The sequence below is a fragment of the Paenibacillus sp. USHLN196 genome (assembly GCF_037144955.1).
Taxonomy (GTDB): domain Bacteria; phylum Bacillota; class Bacilli; order Paenibacillales; family Paenibacillaceae; genus Paenibacillus; species Paenibacillus xylanexedens_C.
Map to the genome: position 1 here is coordinate 20,301 of NZ_JBBCYH010000018.1, position 17,481 is coordinate 37,781.

Annotated in this window: 15 protein-coding genes; 6 read left to right on the forward strand and 9 right to left on the reverse strand. The window is 48.0% G+C overall.

Annotated elements, in window-relative coordinates:
- Nucleotides 1-16 precede the first annotated feature (16 nt).
- The 3 genes from WFI24_RS29575 to WFI24_RS29585 are packed head-to-tail and all read right to left on the reverse strand — an operon-like array spanning nt 17 to nt 2,650.
- Entirely contained in the window at nt 17-802 is a 786-nt protein-coding gene (locus WFI24_RS29575) for an ABC transporter permease (protein WP_076333833.1), read from the reverse strand.
- A 5-nt stretch (nt 803-807) separates the two neighbouring features.
- A complete protein-coding gene (locus WFI24_RS29580) occupies nt 808-1,602 on the reverse strand; it encodes an ABC transporter permease (protein ID WP_336765466.1) in 795 nt (264 codons plus the stop codon).
- 1 nt (nt 1,603) lies between these two features.
- On the reverse strand, nt 1,604-2,650 hold the full coding sequence (locus WFI24_RS29585; protein WP_336765467.1) for an ABC transporter ATP-binding protein: 1,047 nt from the start codon (nt 2,648-2,650) through the stop codon (nt 1,604-1,606).
- Nucleotides 2,651-2,865: 215 nt separating this feature from the next.
- On the opposite strand from WFI24_RS29585, the gene WFI24_RS29590 reads away from it, so the two are divergent.
- Both WFI24_RS29590 and WFI24_RS29595 read left to right on the forward strand, forming a co-directional pair.
- Nucleotides 2,866-3,909, forward strand: a complete 1,044-nt coding sequence (locus WFI24_RS29590; protein ID WP_336765468.1) for an LCP family protein — start codon at nt 2,866-2,868, stop codon at nt 3,907-3,909.
- 131 nt (nt 3,910-4,040) lie between these two features.
- Nucleotides 4,041-5,360, forward strand: coding sequence for a glutamate-1-semialdehyde 2,1-aminomutase (locus WFI24_RS29595; RefSeq protein ID WP_336765469.1), 1,320 nt, complete (start codon nt 4,041-4,043; stop codon nt 5,358-5,360).
- An 85-nt stretch (nt 5,361-5,445) separates the two neighbouring features.
- Here the strand turns inward: WFI24_RS29595 and WFI24_RS29600 are convergent, their stop codons facing one another.
- Nucleotides 5,446-6,792: an aminotransferase-like domain-containing protein gene (locus WFI24_RS29600; protein ID WP_442956277.1), complete on the reverse strand. Its 1,347-nt coding sequence runs from the start codon at nt 6,790-6,792 to the stop codon at nt 5,446-5,448.
- 222 nt (nt 6,793-7,014) lie between these two features.
- Here WFI24_RS29600 and WFI24_RS29605 point away from each other — a divergent pair, with 222 nt between their 5' ends.
- The 4 genes from WFI24_RS29605 (at nt 7,015) to WFI24_RS29620 (ending at nt 11,835) form a co-directional block, all read left to right on the forward strand.
- Nucleotides 7,015-7,950, forward strand: a complete 936-nt coding sequence (locus WFI24_RS29605; RefSeq protein ID WP_336765471.1) for a DMT family transporter — start codon at nt 7,015-7,017, stop codon at nt 7,948-7,950.
- A gap of 174 nt (nt 7,951-8,124) precedes the next feature.
- Nucleotides 8,125-9,231, forward strand: coding sequence for a GerAB/ArcD/ProY family transporter (locus WFI24_RS29610; RefSeq protein WP_336765472.1), 1,107 nt, complete (start codon nt 8,125-8,127; stop codon nt 9,229-9,231).
- A complete protein-coding gene (locus tag WFI24_RS29615; protein WP_336765473.1) occupies nt 9,212-10,681 on the forward strand; it encodes a spore germination protein in 1,470 nt (489 codons plus the stop codon). The genes WFI24_RS29610 and WFI24_RS29615 overlap by 20 nt, the downstream gene beginning before the upstream one ends.
- Nucleotides 10,678-11,835, forward strand: coding sequence for a Ger(x)C family spore germination protein (locus tag WFI24_RS29620; RefSeq protein WP_336765474.1), 1,158 nt, complete (start codon nt 10,678-10,680; stop codon nt 11,833-11,835). The genes WFI24_RS29615 and WFI24_RS29620 overlap by 4 nt, the downstream gene beginning before the upstream one ends.
- 90 nt (nt 11,836-11,925) lie before the next feature.
- Here the strand turns inward: WFI24_RS29620 and WFI24_RS29625 are convergent, their stop codons facing one another.
- The 5 genes from WFI24_RS29625 to WFI24_RS29645 form a co-directional block, all read right to left on the reverse strand.
- Entirely contained in the window at nt 11,926-12,342 is a 417-nt protein-coding gene (locus WFI24_RS29625) for a sensory rhodopsin transducer (RefSeq protein ID WP_336765475.1), read from the reverse strand.
- Between the two features lie 538 nt (nt 12,343-12,880).
- The gene (locus tag WFI24_RS29630; RefSeq protein ID WP_442956278.1) at nt 12,881-14,089 is read right to left on the reverse strand and encodes a rhamnogalacturonan acetylesterase; all 1,209 of its coding nucleotides are present in this window, start codon (nt 14,087-14,089) and stop codon (nt 12,881-12,883) included.
- 98 nt (nt 14,090-14,187) lie between these two features.
- The gene (locus tag WFI24_RS29635; RefSeq protein WP_145326443.1) at nt 14,188-15,027 is read right to left on the reverse strand and encodes a carbohydrate ABC transporter permease; all 840 of its coding nucleotides are present in this window, start codon (nt 15,025-15,027) and stop codon (nt 14,188-14,190) included.
- Between the two features lie 2 nt (nt 15,028-15,029).
- Complete coding sequence (locus WFI24_RS29640; RefSeq protein ID WP_336765477.1) at nt 15,030-15,932, reverse strand: carbohydrate ABC transporter permease; 903 nt, start codon at nt 15,930-15,932, stop codon at nt 15,030-15,032.
- A gap of 137 nt (nt 15,933-16,069) precedes the next feature.
- A complete protein-coding gene (locus WFI24_RS29645) occupies nt 16,070-17,353 on the reverse strand; it encodes an ABC transporter substrate-binding protein (protein ID WP_336765478.1) in 1,284 nt (427 codons plus the stop codon).
- Between the last annotated feature and the right edge of the window lie 128 nt (nt 17,354-17,481).

The window sequence follows — 17,481 nt, forward strand, 5'->3', positions numbered from 1 at the left end:
TGCTATGAGGGGGTTATTATGATCCTGCTCCGCGATACCGCTTCACGCCATAATTCCATAGCAGTAAGCCCATGGAGCCAAACACTAGTCCCATCACAGGTGTAAGCAACGCCATGCGATGCATCTCGGACCTTTCCAGGAACAAGGCTGCGGGATAGATCCCCACGAAGGCAAACGGAATGATCCAGGTTAACAGCACCTGAATGGCACGGTTATAGATGGTTACCGGGTAGCGTCCATATCCTTGAATGTTATACATCAACGGCAGGATACCTGTTGGCGCGTCCGAATAAAAGGATAGTGAAGTCAATGTGGTATAGATGCCGGCATAGATCATGACTGAGCTGAGTGCCAATATAATCAATGCAGGGATATGCCACCACTCCAGCATCAGACCCATCTCTGCTCCACTGAAGATCATGATGATCAGGCCGATAAATGAGCCCACGAGTGCAGGCGGGTCAACATTTTCAAGCAAGATCTGGAACAAATTATGTGCAGGGCGTGTCAAGATTCGATCCATCTCGCCTTTGACGATATATCGCTCACTGAATCCCCACAGATTGATAAAACAACTAAAGATGCCATAGGGCACCATAAAATATCCATAAACAAAGAGTACTTCACTCTCACTCCAGCCGCCCAGGTTATCCGTATGACGGAAGACCACAAAGATAAAGATCAGGTTGGTTGCCTGGAACAGCAGATCCGATAGGATCTCCACCCAGAAATCAGCACGGTACGTGAGTCGTGTTTTCATGTAATTTTTCAAATATTCCCAGATCAGACCCATATAGTACATATCTGTTATCCCCCTTGCACGAACAGACGCTTGCGCGCCTTACGCCAGATCAATACCATCGGAAGCAGCAGTACGGCAAACCAGAACACCTGAATACCGAGTACACTCCAGATGGCGGTACCTTCCACTCTTCCAGTGAACACGGAACCGGGCAGATACGTAATGGCCTGAAAAGGCAATACTTTCATCACCGCAGACATCCAGTCTGGATACAGGCTGATCGGGATGATTAGACCAGAGAACAAATCAACCACAACGCGTTTCATACGCATCATGCCTTCATTGTTTTCCACAAAGAATGCCGCCAGTCCCGTTATCACATTAATCTGGGAATTAATGAGGAAACTGAAGAACAGCATGACGAGAAAGCCAATCCACGCCGATGGCGCCGTAGGCAATTCAACCGGGAACAGCAGAATGGCAATGAGCATTCCCGGAATCATGAGCAGCAGGAAGCGGAAAATACCTTCGCCAAGCCCCTGCATCATTTTGACCATAACGTAATTGATCGGCCTGATGAATTGAATCGCAATGGAGCCATCCCGTATATCTGCGGCAATCTCGCGATCCAGGTTGTTGAAGTAAAAGGCACGTGCCATCCAGGATACGGCGATATATGTGGTCATCTGCGCTGCCGTGAAGCCGCCAAGTTCACCACTGCTACCGTAAATAGCTTGCCAGGTAAAGTAATACACGCCAATATTCAGCGTATATATCAAAATGCCGGAGTAATAATTCACCCGGTATGCCAGCATCGTTAGAAAACGGATGCGCATAAAATCAATAAATGCACTATTCATCTCAGGATACACCCACCGATTCTTTCCCTGCTCCCACAATCTCAGGACGCTCGGCGGAACCGGATTGGTAAATACTGCGCACAATCTCATCCGTGTTGATCTCAATAATCTGAATATCGGTAATATCTGCCTGTCCTACGACACGTCCGAGGACATCCGAAACATTCAGTTCCAGTGGAATCCATACGGAGGCAGACAATTCGTTCTCTATGGTCCAACGTACAGGCAACGCAGCAGTCCACTCCTGCATCTGACTGATGTTGTGAGCTGAACCAAACTTGAAGCGGATTTCCCGTTCTTTACCCCACTGGGACTTCAGATGATCCAGACCTCCATCATAGATGATGTTGCCTGCATCAAGCATGATGACCCGGGAACACAGCGCCTCAATGTCCTGTAAATCATGGGTTGTAAGCAAAATGGTCGTGCCATGCTCTTTGTTCATGTCTTTCAGGAACTCCCGAATCTCCGACTTCACGACAATATCCAGACCAATGGTTGGCTCGTCCAGAAAAACAATACTCGGGTTATGCAACAAGGCCGCTACCAACTCACAGCGCATGCGCTGACCGAGACTGAGCTTACGTACCGGACGACTTAACAAATCCTGAAGCTGCAACCGCTCAACCAATTCATCCAGCCGTTTGCGGAAGTCGGTCTCTCCTACACGATATACTTTGCGTAATAAATGGAAGGACTCGATAACGCCGATATCCCACCACAATTGACTGCGCTGACCAAAAACAACACCAATATTCTGTACAAACTTCTCCCGTTCCTGATACGGAACATATCCACCAACCGATATTTGCCCTGAAGTAGGCACCAAAATGCCGGTCAACATCTTGATCGTTGTTGATTTACCGGCACCGTTCTCCCCAATATATCCGCATATTTCGCCTTGCGGAATCTGAAATGAAATATCATTTACAGCCAATACCTCCTGGTATTGACGTGCAAACAGGTCCTGGAACGCGCCCTTCAGCCCACCTCGGCTTTTCTGGACGCTAAACGACTTGCGCAAATCTTTGACATCAATCGCCAGCATGATTATACCTCACTTGGATTTTGTTGAAATTGCTTGTAGCCCAAAAAGAAATTATAATGGTATCAGTCAAAATTCAGCAAGCTTTAAAAATAGTCTGGAGCCGCGTCCTGTGCCTGATGACGATGGAGACGTGAGCGGAAGGCTTCGGCTAGATTATAACAGAAACAACTTTGGACTTATTTTATATTTTATCTCAAATACAAAGGAGAGCTAGCATGACCAGAAAGACGAAGAGAACCATCTGGATTTCTCTTGCCGCCTTCGTGTTAATTATTGGAGGAGCAGCGGCATATTATTTCGGTTCTATTCTCAATCAGTTGGACGGTTTGGCAAAAGACGGTGACGAATCACCATTCGCAGGTATCGAAAATGTGGAGAAAGTAAATACTCCTGACCCACCCAAATGGGAAGGCACAGAAACGGTAAATATTCTCGTTATGGGTGTCGATGCGCGTGGATTGAAAAAAGGTGAAGTTCCCCGCTCCGACAGCATGATGGTTGTATCGCTCGACCCACTCACCAAAAAAATTAATCTGTTCTCCATTCTGCGTGACACTTACGTCAATATTGACGGGTACGGTAAGGAGCGGATCAACACCGCGATCACACATGGCCCTAACGCAGCGATGCAAGCTGCGGGCGACCTGCTCGGCATTCCTGTACAGTATTATGTGTATACGGATTTCCAGGGATTCATCAAATTGGTGGATGCCGTTGGCGGCGTGGATTTTGATGTGGAGAAAGACATGCACTATACAAGTAAAGCAGACAATAACGAATACGATATTGATCTCAAAAAAGGGTATCAGCATCTGGATGGCGAGACAGCGCTCATGTACGTTCGTTTCCGTCATGATGCGATGTCGGATTTCGCTCGTTCCGAGCGTCAGCGTGAGTTGCTGAAAGCTGTCACAGCGAAAATGCAATCCACAACAACCATTGCCAAACTTCCTTCCATTCTGGAACAGGTTAATCCTTATGTGGATACGAATCTGACGCTCTCCGATATGTGGAAGCTGGGTGGACTCGGTTACCAGAGCAGCATGAACGGCAGTGAGCAGATCCCGCCAATGGACCTGCTGAAAGAAGAACGGACAGCTGGTGGAGCGCAGGTATTGACGGTTACGAATGAAGAGAAGCTGAAGCAGCATATTCAGGATATTATTCATCCACCTGCTACAACGGATGATAATACGACCAGCACCGAAGACAAAACAGCCAGTGGTGATGATCAAAAGTCAGAGCAACCGGCTCAGTAATGTAAACATGCAGAGGGCAGCCATCACGCTGCCCTCTCGTTGTGCCCGGCTATCATATTATGAGAAGATCATCATATCTTTCTGTGGTTTGTACCTTTATCATATTTTGAATGACGAAAGGAAGTTATCTTATGAATACATCACGTTCCCGTTCCGAACTTCTATACGCAGAAGCACTTGAACATATTGTAGGAGGTGTTAACAGTCCATCCCGCTCGTTCAAAGCCGTTGGTGGTGGTGCACCTGTATTTATGAAAAAAGCCCAAGGTGCCCACTTCTGGGATGTCGATGACAACCGTTATATTGATTATCTGGCCGCTTACGGACCGATTGTTACGGGACATGCCCACCCCCATATTACACAGGCGATTACGGAAGCGGCAGCCAATGGCGTTCTGTACGGTACTCCGACTGAACTTGAGATCAAACTCGCCAAAATGCTGAAGGAAGCGATCCCTTCCATGGACAAAGTACGTTTTGTAAACTCGGGTACGGAAGCGGTTATGACCACGATTCGGGTCGCTCGTGCCTACACCAAGCGCAACAAGATTGTAAAATTTGCTGGATGCTACCACGGTCACTCTGATCTCGTACTTGTGGCTGCCGGTTCTGGCCCCTCCACGCTGGGTATCCCGGATAGTGCAGGCATTCCCACCAGTATTGCGCAAGAAGTCATTACCGTGCCTTACAATGATCTGGATGCCCTCAAAGCTGCACTGGAGCGCTGGGGTGACGATGTCGCTGCAGTCATGGTTGAACCGATCGTTGGTAACTTCGGTATGGTTATGCCGGAACCTGGCTTCCTGGAAGGCCTCTGTGCCATGACACGTGCTAACGGCTCACTGGTTATCTATGATGAAGTCATTACGGCTTTCCGTTTCCATTACGGTTCTACGCAGACGTACGCTGGACTCGATAACCATGCAGAGATCGAACCGGATCTTACAGCTCTTGGTAAAATTATCGGCGGCGGCCTGCCAATCGGAGCCTATGGCGGCCGTAAACACGTTATGGAGCAGGTAGCTCCGCTCGGCCCTGCTTATCAGGCCGGAACAATGGCTGGTAACCCTGCATCCATCTCGGCTGGTATCGCATGTCTAGAAGTCCTGCAAGGTGCGGGTGTATATGAAGAGATGGAACGTCTCGCTATAGATCTGACCACAGGTCTGCAAGCTTCTGCTGACCGTCATGGGATTGCACTGACGATCAACCGGATTCGAGGTGCATTCTCCACCCATTTCTGTGACCACCCAGTTACAAACTACGATCATGCTCAAGACACGGATGGAGAGCTGTTCGCTTCCTTCTTCCGTCACATGCTGGATCGTGGCATTAACTTGGCTCCGTCAAAATATGAAGCGTGGTTCCTGACCACTGCTCATACAGACGAGGATGTTCAAGCTACATTGGAAGCCGCAGAAGCTTCCTTCAAGGCGATGGCTCAGGAATAAATCGAATGATTTCAATCAACAATTTAGCGTACAAGCTGGTTGGTTGATAGGTAGCAATTCACCGAAAAAGGCGTCCAACAAGTGATCAACTTGTGTGGGCGCCTTTTGGTGTTCTTTTCAGTTTTAAAATCTCCTCCCGGATCTTCAGCATCCCTTCTTCAATTCGCTGCTTCGGCACATTGGAGATGTTCAATCGCAGCATTTGATCCTGATGCATCTGATATGTCCCCTCCGGATAATACCGTTCTGTCGTATCTACGATGACTCCACGCTTTTGGAGCCGGGACACCAGAACACGAAGCGGCATATCACCCGCCAAAGGCAAGACCGTATGCTCCCCCCCTGTTCGAGGGGCGTCCATAAATGGAATAAAGTCTGGATATGCGTCCAGTTGCCCATGCACCGTGTGCATCCGGGCAGCATAGCGGTTACGAATCACTTTCCTGTGATGAGCAAACATTCCGCTGTGAACATAAATCTCCAGAGCAGCTTGAGACAGGACAGAAGTGTCGATATCGAGCATTTTTTTATAAGCACCAAAGGACTGGATTAAAGGTGAGGGCAGAACAGCTACACCAATACGCAGGCCTGGAAACAGAATTTTGGAGTAACTTTTCAGATAAATTACCCTACCTTCTGTATCATAGGACCATAACGGGTCCTGTTTCGTATTGTCCTCCAGATCAGCCAGATAATCATCCTCCACCAGATAGACATCATACCGCTGTGCAAGCCGGATCAGTCTCCTCTTCTCAGCAACAGTCAATGAAGTCCCTATTGGATTGTGAAACCGCGGCATGACATAGAAAAACTTGATATCTCCTTCAGCAAACTGACGTTCAAGCGATGCCCAGTCCAGCCCATCCAAGGCACGCCTCACACCAGCCATCGGCACATTCAATCCACTCAGTAGGGAGGGCATATTATGATAGGTCGGTAGTTCCAGCAGCACTTTTTTCTTACCATTGGGAAAAGGCATCAACGCCAGCACAGCCAGTGCCTGTTGCACACCTGATGTGATGAAGAACTGCTCCGATCTTGCAAATACCTGATAATCCGCAAACTGCTTCTGTAACAGCAAAATAAGTGAAGGCAATCCCTGATCCGTGCCGTACATGAACAGCTCTGCCTGCTTCTTCTCCATCGCCTGATCCACACAGTGACGAAAGTCTGCATAAGGAAATACTCTTGGATCGGGAGCAGCGGAAGCAAAGTCCAACGCCCCCTGCCAATCCATGTCCTGAGCACCTGTCCCATTCTGTACGGCATAATAACCGGATTGAGGTATGGCATACACCAAATGTCGCTGCTCCAGCCACTCATATGCACGAATCGCCGTACTTACACTGCATTGATACTGTTCTGCTACAACTCGAACGGCTGGAAGTCGAATGCCCTTGTCTGTCCACTGCCGACGATCTTGCTGCAACATTTGTTCCTGAATCCACTGCTCTAATGCTTCGGCAATCACTTCGTATTTTCTCACTGCACTCGCCCCTCTCCCACAATTGTACCGTTACAATTCATGCTTTTATCTATTGTAGCACGATGCACCCGGCAGTATATTGAATAAGGCCAGCACGTGACTCGAACCTGATATGTTTAGGTAAATCAAAAGATAAAACAGTATGAATACTGTATTGGAGGAGCACTCATGAACACAGCACACACTCGGGGATACGCTTATATCGCAGCTGTTCTGTACGCAGCTATAATCGGCCTTTCCTTTTTATTTGTTAAAATGACCGTTACTGTAGCACATCCGATTGATGTGCTTGCCCACCGATTCGCCCTGTCGCTGATCGTTGTCAGCATTCCTGTCATTTTTGGTTGGATCAAAATCCGGCTTAGCCTTCGTGATCTGTGGCGAATTATTCCACTTGGGCTACTGTCTCCCGTCTTATTTTTTGCCTTTCAAGCCTTTGGACTCGTGTCGTCCAACTCATCGGAAGCGGGGATTATTCAGGCCATGGCCCCTGTATTTACCCTCGTTCTCGCTTCGATCTTCTTGAAAGAACGTACATCCACCATGCAGAAGATGTTCCTGCTTCTGTCTGTCGCTGGAGTGGTCTTTATTTTCATGATGCAAGGAAGCGGCGTATCTATGGGTAACCTGAAGGGCATTGCATTATTGCTGCTATCCACGGTCTGCTTTGCAGGTTATGGTGTGCTTGCGAGACCACTGACCCAGAAGTATAAACCGATGGAATTAACATGGGTCACACTGATGGTTGGCTGTATTGTGTTTAACGCCGCTTCCTTCATCCGACATGCTGCCAGCGGCTCCATGATGGACTATATCAAACCACTTGGAGACGTATCCTATCTCGGTGCACTCGCTTATCTAGCAATCCTCTCCACCATGATCTCCACCCTTCTCGCAAGCTATGCCCTGACCCATCTGGAGGCATCCAAGATGAGCGTATTCAGCAATCTGTCCACACTCATCTCCATCGTAGGAGGTGCATGGATACTCCATGAACCGGTTGGTAGCTATCACTATATTGGAGCATTGCTAATCATCGCCGGTGTACTCGGCACTAATATGAGCGGCCGGAAACATAGGCTGGCCAGTGGGATCAAAGCGTGAAAGAGATTCTTATCGAAGGGACTCGTGAGGCCAGAAGGACTGCCCGGGAAACGATGTTGGAGGTACGAGAAGCCATGGGCATTCAGTATTTTAAGCTTTAAGTGTCTGTATGAAGGGCTTCAATCACGTTAACACTGCTGAGGACAGTCTATTGGGAAAAGGGGACTCCTCAGCATGAAACGTACACAGCCATCTTTTTTGCAAGCCATGATGTTAATCATGTTATCCGTTGGTCTAATCTGCCACGTTCTGATTATTCCTGCCCTGTTGTCTGCGGCTAAAAGGGATTCCTGGATCTCTGTTCTTTTGTCTACAGGACCCTACCTTGTATTTGCGCTCATGCTTGCCTATGTTTCTCGTTTTCTCCAGCACCAAACGCTGCATGATTGGCTAACTTCCCATCTGGGTAAGCCTCTTGGCTTGCTTTTACGGATTGGAAATAGTCTCTTTTTTCTGTCCGTCATCTATTTCACCTTACACGATACCACCACCTGGGCCAAAACCAGTTACCTGACGGAAACACCTGTATTGATTACAAGCATTGCCCTGATGTCTCTCTGTGCCTATGCGGCTTATAAAGGGATACGTTCTCTAGCATTTACAGCAGGATTAATCCTGCCACTTGTGGTGGTGCTTGGCTTCTATGTCGCAATCGTGAATACCCAATACAAGGATTACAGTCGTCTGCTTCCTGTGCTTGAACAGGGCTGGCATCCCGTGCTCCACGGTATGGTTTATAGTCTTTCAGGCATGTTTGAACTGCTATTCATCTGGTACATACAACCCCACCTCTCCAAACAGATTCGTGTATGGCAGTATCTGATGCTCGCACTCATTATTGTCGGTCTGACAATAGGTCCACTCATTGGTGCTATCGTCGAATTTAATCCTTTTGAGGCTGCCAAAATGCGATATCCTGCCTTTGAGGAGTGGCGCATTGCCTCATTGGGCAAGTACATTGCACAAACTGACTTCTTTTCCATCTACCAGTGGCTCGCCGGCTCGTTTACCCGAATTAGTCTTGCTATGTATATTGTGGTAGAAATTTGGGATATTAAGAGCACATCCAAAAGAATCATCAGCTGTATCTCTTTAGCCGTTCTATTTATAATCTTCATGCTGTACCGTCTAGACGATATTACATTTGAAAAGCTGCTTGTCGATTACATATTCCCGTTCAATCTCATCTATCTTAGCGGACTGGCAATAATTGCAACGACCGTCGCATTCATCAGCTCACGCCATCAGAGGAGGAAACATCATGGAGCATCCAACGATTGACACCACGTCCCATGAAACACTGCTTGCCTCTTTGAAAGAACAATTCAACCCCTGTGCCGATGTCGTTATTCAAACGTTTCCAGCAAAAAATGAAAATGATTTGCCGATCATTGTGCTATATTGCGATGGTCTGAGTGATGCTAAACAAATCAACCAGTTTATCATTCCCCGGCTCGAAGAGCATTCCCTGCTCGAAGAAGATTCGCACCCGAAAGAACTTGGATTAACATTAAATCCAGTGGAAGACCTTCGAGATACGAAAAATTTAAACCTGTTGATTTTTAGCGGACAACTGTTGTTGATCTTCGGCAACGGCGATCAATCCTGCAGTTTGGATATTGCGAGCATACCAGGGCGCAACCCTGAAGAATCTGCCATCGAGTCTTCCGTAAAAGGGCCTCGCGATGGATTTACCGAAGAGCTGAGTGTAAATATCGCACTCATTCGTAAACGGATGAAAACCTCTTCCATGTGCTATGAAAAATACGTTAAAGGTGGACGTACTCAGACCGCTATCGGTCTATTGTATGTAAAAGACATTATCAATCCGGAGATCCTGAAAGAAGCACGCGAAAATCTGGACAAAATTGAAGTTGATGGTATTATTGGGACTTCCATTATGGAACGAGCAGTTATGGGAGGCATTCGCAGTATCTTTCCTCTCACCGATAATACAGAGCGACCTGACTATGTCGTGGACTCGCTCTTAAATGGGCGTTTTGCTGTTCTGATCGAAGGTTCACCTGTTGCGATCATCGCTCCAACTACACTGTTCAATCAGTTGAAATCACCGGAAGATGAGAACACTCCTTTCTTCATTGTGACTTTTGAACGCATCCTGCGGATTTCCGGTTTGCTGATTGCTTGCTTTTTTCCTGGATTCTATATCGGCCTCACCAGTTTTAATGTGGAGCAGATCCCTCTCCCGCTTCTGGCAACGATTGCTGGTACTCGTATGGGGCTGCCCATGCCTGTAACGCTGGAAGCCTTTTTAATGATTTTTATGTTCGAGTTATTCAATGAAGCTGGCCGCAGACTTCCTCGTGCTTTGGGCCAAACTGTCAGTGTGGTAGGGGGACTCATTATTGGAGATGCAGCTATTCGTGCCGGGATTACTTCTCCTACCATCATAGTAACGGTAGCGATTTCAGTAATCTCCAGCTATATTCTAGTAAATACGGTGCTCAGTGGGGTTACTGCTCATGTTCGGATCGGGATGCTTATCATTTCTTCTATCCTTGGATTATTCGGTTTCATGCTTGGACTATTCGCTCTGCTGGTACACCTTGTTTCCTTGGAGTGTTATGGAGTTCCCTATTTGTCCCCCGTTTCTCCTTATATTCCCGGCGACTTCACCCAAGCCGTTTCCATGCACCCTTCCATGAAGAGAACCAAGCGTCCGGCAGTACTCCATACTCAGGATTCCACCCGTCGGAGAAAACGTCCATGAGCAAATGGATCCAACTGCCGTGCTTGCTTATGAGTTGCCTGATCATGCTGACGGGGTGCTGGGATTCCAAAGAGGTTCAGAGCATTAACTTTATTACGGGAATAGGGATAGATTATGAGGATGACAAATATATAGCTTACGCCCAACTGATCGATTTTTCCAGTATCGCCAAGCAAGAAGGTCCGACTTCGCGGGAAGAAAGCGATATCTGGATTGGACGAGGCGAAGGCAAAACCTTAAGTATGGCTATTAATAACCTCTATCAAACTTCACAGCAACAAACACTGTGGACCCATGTAAAGGCGATTGTTTTATCAAAAAATGCCCTGAGCGAGCGGCTGGAGGATATCTTTAACACACTGCTGCATTCGGGTCAGCTGAGATATACACCTTGGATCTACGGCACGGAACAAAGCATACCCGATGTGCTTGCCCCCTCTGCCCTGCTGAACCAATCTACCCAGACCATTGAGCTATTTGAACCGATCAAGCTGTACAAGCAGCATTCTTCCTTCGAACCCCTCCGTCTTCATCAGCTTCTTGACGGTTTCCGTGAGCCGGCTTCGGTTATCTTATTACCCTCGATTACCAACAAGAACCAAACCTGGTTCAACGGGGATAAGGCTCCCGCCTTGATTAAAACGGATGGATTTTTTGTCATCTCAAATGGCAAAAACCAAGGGAAAGTAACAGGTGAGGACGCAGACGGTACTCGATTCGTAAATTATAATCGTGTCTACCAGTATCCGCTGTACGTTTATAAGAATGGGGGCAAAACTCCTGATCTCACACTTCGCCTCCATAACCCGCATACGAAAATTTCATCAAGGAAAGAAGGAAATGGGGTCATTTTCGACCTGATCACTTCGGTAAAAGGTGTCATTGTGGAGGATAACGGCTCCCACCAATCTCCACGCACAATGGAGAAATCAGCCGAGAAACAGATCGAAGCCGAAATTCGGACAACATTCGAAAAAAACAAATCACGGAAAATTGATTCCTATGGCCTAGCAGAACATCTGTATCGTCATGACCTTGCGATGTGGAAAGAACAGGTTCAGCAACGGGCTGATCACATCAAACAATTCAAACTTGGCAAAGTGGAAGTTCGTGTAAAAATCCTTAATGCCAGCACATACAAATACACTGAGTAATACACAAAGAGGGCCAGTCACCTGCAGTGTGAATGCAAGGTTGCTGGCCATTTTCTCTTCTATTTCTTGCTGGTTATCTTGCATTTCGTATCACGTCAGCGGATACGCCATAACACTCATCAAAGCCAATTCAGGCTGGGTCGTGTCCAAACGGCTGTACTGGATGATGACGGGGATGGAACTCGAAACCGTAATCGCATAAGGTACGCCCGGCGGAATAGACTGCTCTCCGGATCGTAGCGATGCAGTGCGAATATGCTTCGTCCTTCTCGCTGGCACTTCAGCGACAATACCTTCGAGTGGTTCTCTGTCTTCAAAGTAAATCGTAATGTGCAGCTCCGCATCCGTAGCACTGGTGTTCAGTACACAGATGCTCTCATGACTCTCCAATGTGCCCCGGCTCTCCGGGGGAATGTAGCCATCCGGAATAACCCAGTAGGCGTGGCCTGTAGCTGTTGAAGCATTCTTACGAGCAGATGTGCCTGATTCTATCTGGTCAGGTGTCATTGAAATACATCCTCCTTTTTTGGCGATTGCAATCTGGTTAAAAATGTGGGGGCTCGCGGGGCGGGCTGTGGACCGCTGTTGGCTCGGGATTTCTTCTATTCCCCCCAGCAGGGGAAATCCCGCTCCAAAGGCGGACGCTCCGCTCCCTCTACCCGATTCCGCCCTTCTTCGCTGCTACGCTCGCCGGACTGATTTAAAAAATTATTGCCTTCGCTCTTTCGCTGGGCAACTTTTGCTGGCTCGTTACTTCGTTTAACTCGCTACAGCTTTTAAACCCTGAATGGCTCACAGGGCAGTCGCTTCGGCGGGGCGGATCGGACTGTGGACCGCTGTTGGCTCGGGATTTCTATTCATTCCCCCTCAGCAGGGGAAATCCCACTCCAAAGGCGGACGCTTTGCTCCCTCTACCCGATTCCGCCCTTCTTCGCTGCTACGCTCGCCGGACTGATTTAAAAAATTATTGCCTTCGCTCTTTCGCTGGGCAACTTTTGTAGGCTCGTTACTTCGTTTAACTCGCTTAATTATTAAGGGCATGAACCTACCGCAGATACATCTGCAGCGGTTGCAATTGCAATTCACGGATGGCTTCTGCCACCTGCTGGGCAAGGCGGCGGGCGCCGCGTTCCTGAAAATGCGTGTTATCCTCCACGCCTGACGGGAAGTTCACATACTCGCCTGGCAGCACCCACATAAAGTCTTCCTTGGTGCCTTCCACGCCTGCCTGCTCGAATAGAAGACGGCTGCGCTCAGCCAGATCGATCAGCGGAATATCTTCCTCTTCCGCCAGCTCCCGCACGGCGATGATATAATCGCCATGGGTATCAGTCAGTGTGCCGTCGTCCGCGAAATAGCGACGATGCACCGGGGTCACGAGTACCGGACGAGCCTTGGCTTCCCGGGCAGCATCAATATACTTTTTCAAATATTCCTTATATGTTGTGAATGGGTCCGTTCCCCGTTCGGGGTCCGGCTTCTCATCGTTATGTCCAAATTGAATAAACAGAAAGTCTTCCGGCTTCATTCGCTCCATAATGGCACTCAATCTGCCTTCATTGATGAAACTGCGGGAACTGCGGCCTGACTGGGCATGATTATCTACTGCCACATCATGTTTGAACTGTGCAGGCAGCAGTTGACCCCAACCGCAATACGGATATCCACTTTCCGGCTGATCCGTTACGGTTGAATCCCCGGCAAGAAATACGGTCATGGTCTGATTCGCGAGAGTAATCTCCAACGCATTAATTCTTGGTGCAGGACCAGAGAATGACAGACGAAGTCTGCCCCCGCGAACAACCACCGAGAATCGGACCTCTGCGCATTGCCCGGGAAGTGTACGGATGGTTGGCAATACGAGCCTGCCTTCACCAGCTTTGACACGGGTTACCGTCTCGGCCAATTCATCACCTGCAACAAGCAAAACTTGATAGGTTCCATCGGGAAGATCCACGATGAACGATGCTTTGAGCGGAATACAAAAGCTTGAACACAATCGGGCAGACATGGTCGTCTGCCCCTGATTGTTATGATATCGTTTCCCGGTATCCGACACATCGTCATCACCGCTCCGTTGTTTCTCATATACCAGAGAACCTGCTTCGAATCCATATCCTACGTGGTCCTCATACGAGGTTGTTGCAGTCACTCGCAGATAATCCTCTGTCTCATCTGCTCTTCCCGAGTCCGGTCCAAAGTTAAACTTCCAGCTGGTCACGGACACTGCCTGGCCCTCTGCCGCTGCCTCCATGGCAACGGCCTGACTACCCTGAGCTTTATTCAAAAGGAACATCCTCCTTGTTTAACTTTCGTCAACGTTCATTCGGGCATAGAGGTAGTGAATTCTGCTTAGCCTTTCAGTCCGCTTGTGCTCATTCCTTGAACAATTTGTTTCTGGAAGATGAAGAACACAGCTACAACCGGAACCAGACTGACGATGGACATCGCAAACATTGCACCCCAGTTGGAAGCAGATTCGCTATCCAGGAACATTTTCAGTGCCATGGATACGGTATATTTCTCAGGCGAGTTCAGGTACAATACCGGACCGAGCAGATCCTCCCATCTCCAGTAGAAGGAGAAGATCGCTGCAGTCGCCAGAGAAGACTTGATCAGCGGCATAATAATCTGAATATACAATCTGAATTTGTTACATCCATCGATGGTTGCAGCCTCATCCAGCTCCTTCGGAATCGTTCGAATGAACTGCACCATCAAGAAGATGAAGAATGGCATTCCGAAGAATGTAGGGACAACGATTGGCAAGATGGTATTCAGCCAGCCGAGCTTTGTGAAGATGATGTACTGAGGAACCAAGACCACGTCATGCGGCAGCATCAGCGTCAACATCATCAAGGAGAACCAGAATGTGCGTCCCTTGAAATTCAGTCTGGCAAAACCGAAAGCGATCAGCGATGACGATATTACGGCACCGATGGTGGAAATAACCACGATTACAAGTGAGTTGGTGATGTAATCCATAAACGGTCTTCCCGCTGTGCCTTTCCAACCATCTACATAGTTACTCCAGATCCACTCGGTAGGAAACAGGGTATCCGCGGTAACGAAGATCGTACGACTTTCCTTGAATGAACTGAAGAGCATCCAGAGTACTGGATAGAGCATCAGGAGGGCAAGAGCTGCAACGAACAGGTGATAAACGGGCCATTTTACATTTCTCCAAACCATCGTTACTTCCCTCCTTCAGATTCGTAGAACACCCAGAACTTGGATGTCAGGAACACAGCTACCGTGAGTATACCGATCATAATGAGCATGACCCAGGCCATTGCCGAAGCATAACCCATATTGTTAAACATAAATGCCTGACGGAACAGATACAGGGAGTACAGCATCGTACCGTCCATTGGACCGCCTTCGCCTTTGGAGATAATGTAAGCTGGTACGAAGGTCATGAATGCTCCAATCGTCTGCATAATCATATTGAACAGGACGATCGGGCTAAGCAGTGGCAAGGTGATGCTGAAAAATTTCCGTATAGGATTCGCGCCATCCACACCTGCTGCCTCGTACATCTCAGTTGGGATATTTTTGAGACCAGCCAGGAAGATCAGCATGGACGAACCGAACTGCCACACTGACAGTGAGATGAGCATAACCAAGGACGCATTCGGGTCACCAAACCAGCTTATAGGTCCGATTCCGATTGCCGTTAGAGCACTGTTGATAACACCCTCATTACTGAAGAGGTTACGCCACATAATGGATACGGCCACACTACCACCGATAATGGATGGTAGGTAATACAGCGTCCGGTACGTTCCAATCATACGAGAGCCAGTGTTCAGGACCATCGCTACGAAGAGGGCAAAGATCAATCTTAACGGTACCCCAATGAATACATACAGAAACGTCACTCTGACCGAGTTCCAGTATTTCGGGTCATCAAAAAACATTTTGGTGTAGTTGTCGAGCCCAATCCACCGTGGAGAAGTGAACAAGTTATAACTTGTGAATGACATATATAAGGAAACAAACATGGGGATTAGCGTAAAGCCCAGGAATCCGATAATAAACGGGCTAATAAACGCATATCCGGTTAAGTTTCTACGTAACGACGAATACTGCCTCAATGGAACGAACCTCCTTCATGGATCAGCTTGCCCCAATCCTTGCTTCAGTTATCTGGACGGGGAAAGGCCCTCGCATTCGCGAGTAGCCCCATTCCCGACCATCCCTGCAGTGGGACGAGCAAGCCATCATTCAACTGTTATTTATTGTTCGCAAGTACAGATTCGGCGTTCTTGCGGAATGTTTCTGCTGCTTGTTCGGCTGTAATCTTGCCAAAGTTCAACTCTTCAACCACATCTGCCAGTGAGGAGATTACTTCTGGTGATCCCACAGGTGGCGGTGGGCTCATCGGGGATGCCTTAGGCTCCATGGCTGCTACGAATTCAAAGACTTGTTTCGTTGCATCACTCAGCTCAGGTGCGATGGCTTCTTTGATTGCTCCTGAGATGGGTACACCACGCTCACCTTTGATCAATTTGTTCGCTTCCACGTCATTCACCCAGAAATCAATGAATTTTGCTGCTTCTTCCTTCACTTTGGAGTTAGATGTTACACCCCAGTACATACTTGGCTGCATATAAAGTCCTTTTTCCATATCCGGTCCAGGCATAGGAGCGAACTCCAGTGGACGGTCAGCTACTTGCTGTACGGCTACAAACTGGTTAGACCATTGCCAGATGCCAACGCCCTTACCCTTCACCAGATCTGACTCCTCTATAATGCCTTTGGTTTGGTTGGCTACATCCGGCGTAGGTGCTGCGCCTTGTTCGATCATACGGCGCATGAGCCCGAAGAACTCCACAAACAATTGGTCATCATCATAACCAAGGCCAGTTCCTTCTGCATTGTAAAGGGAATGCCCTTTGGTACGCAGGAAGTAATGGAAGAAGATATCCGGAGCTACCCCTCCATCCAAATACAGGCCTTTCTCTGCGGCTTGTTTACCCAACGCTTCGTACGATTCCCATGTCATATTCTCAGGCATCGCGTCGGCTCCCGCTTTTTGAAGCAGTGCAGGATCATATTGGAAGCCCAGAACGTTAACACCGGCAGGTACGCCATATTGTTTACCGTTAATTACACCTGTGCTAATAACGTTTTCGGATACATCGTCCACTTTGATCTGGTTGCCCAGATAAGGGGCCAAATCCTCTAGCTGGCCATTCTGTGCATATTGGCTGATGTAGGAAATATCCATCTGAACGATGTCAGGCAGTTGATTTGCTGCTGCTTGTGGTGCGAGTTTTTTCCAGTAGTCATCAAATGAAGCATATTCCACGTCGATTTTGACATTCGGGTTTTTCGTTTTGTACAGGTCGATGACCTTCTGTGTATATTCATGCCTTGCATCCGACCCCCACCAAGCGATCCGCAGAGTAACCGAATCATCCCCAGACGCTCCTTCAGTTCCTCCACCTGAGCTACATGCCGCTGTAAACACGAGCAATGCAGCCATCATCAGGAATATTGCCTTTTTCACCATGCCAATCTCCCCTTTTTATGTTGATATGGTTGTGTGAAGCGTTACCCCTTCGTTACTGATAACGCTTTCACAAACTTGTTAATGTCATTTTCGCAAATGTACGACCAGAGTTGAATACACAAAACCGT

What these genes read in the sequence shown, in the direction of transcription:
- WFI24_RS29615 (WP_336765473.1), top strand. Translation starts at nt 9,212, where the DNA reads ATGGAGCATCCAACGATTGACACCACGTCCCATGAAACACTGCTTGCC.
- WFI24_RS29610 (WP_336765472.1), top strand. Translation starts at nt 8,125, where the DNA reads ATGAAACGTACACAGCCATCTTTTTTGCAAGCCATGATGTTAATCATG.
- WFI24_RS29575 (WP_076333833.1), bottom strand. Translation starts at nt 802, where the DNA reads ATGTACTATATGGGTCTGATCTGGGAATATTTGAAAAATTACATGAAA.
- WFI24_RS29600 (WP_442956277.1), bottom strand. Translation starts at nt 6,792, where the DNA reads ATGTTGCAGCAAGATCGTCGGCAGTGGACAGACAAGGGCATTCGACTT.
- WFI24_RS29625 (WP_336765475.1), bottom strand. Translation starts at nt 12,342, where the DNA reads ATGACACCTGACCAGATAGAATCAGGCACATCTGCTCGTAAGAATGCT.
- WFI24_RS29620 (WP_336765474.1), top strand. Translation starts at nt 10,678, where the DNA reads ATGAGCAAATGGATCCAACTGCCGTGCTTGCTTATGAGTTGCCTGATC.
- WFI24_RS29605 (WP_336765471.1), top strand. Translation starts at nt 7,015, where the DNA reads ATGAACACAGCACACACTCGGGGATACGCTTATATCGCAGCTGTTCTG.
- WFI24_RS29635 (WP_145326443.1), bottom strand. Translation starts at nt 15,027, where the DNA reads ATGGTTTGGAGAAATGTAAAATGGCCCGTTTATCACCTGTTCGTTGCA.
- WFI24_RS29590 (WP_336765468.1), top strand. Translation starts at nt 2,866, where the DNA reads ATGACCAGAAAGACGAAGAGAACCATCTGGATTTCTCTTGCCGCCTTC.
- WFI24_RS29645 (WP_336765478.1), bottom strand. Translation starts at nt 17,353, where the DNA reads ATGGTGAAAAAGGCAATATTCCTGATGATGGCTGCATTGCTCGTGTTT.
- WFI24_RS29595 (WP_336765469.1), top strand. Translation starts at nt 4,041, where the DNA reads ATGAATACATCACGTTCCCGTTCCGAACTTCTATACGCAGAAGCACTT.
- WFI24_RS29630 (WP_442956278.1), bottom strand. Translation starts at nt 14,089, where the DNA reads ATGGAGGCAGCGGCAGAGGGCCAGGCAGTGTCCGTGACCAGCTGGAAG.
- WFI24_RS29585 (WP_336765467.1), bottom strand. Translation starts at nt 2,650, where the DNA reads ATGCTGGCGATTGATGTCAAAGATTTGCGCAAGTCGTTTAGCGTCCAG.
- WFI24_RS29580 (WP_336765466.1), bottom strand. Translation starts at nt 1,602, where the DNA reads ATGAATAGTGCATTTATTGATTTTATGCGCATCCGTTTTCTAACGATG.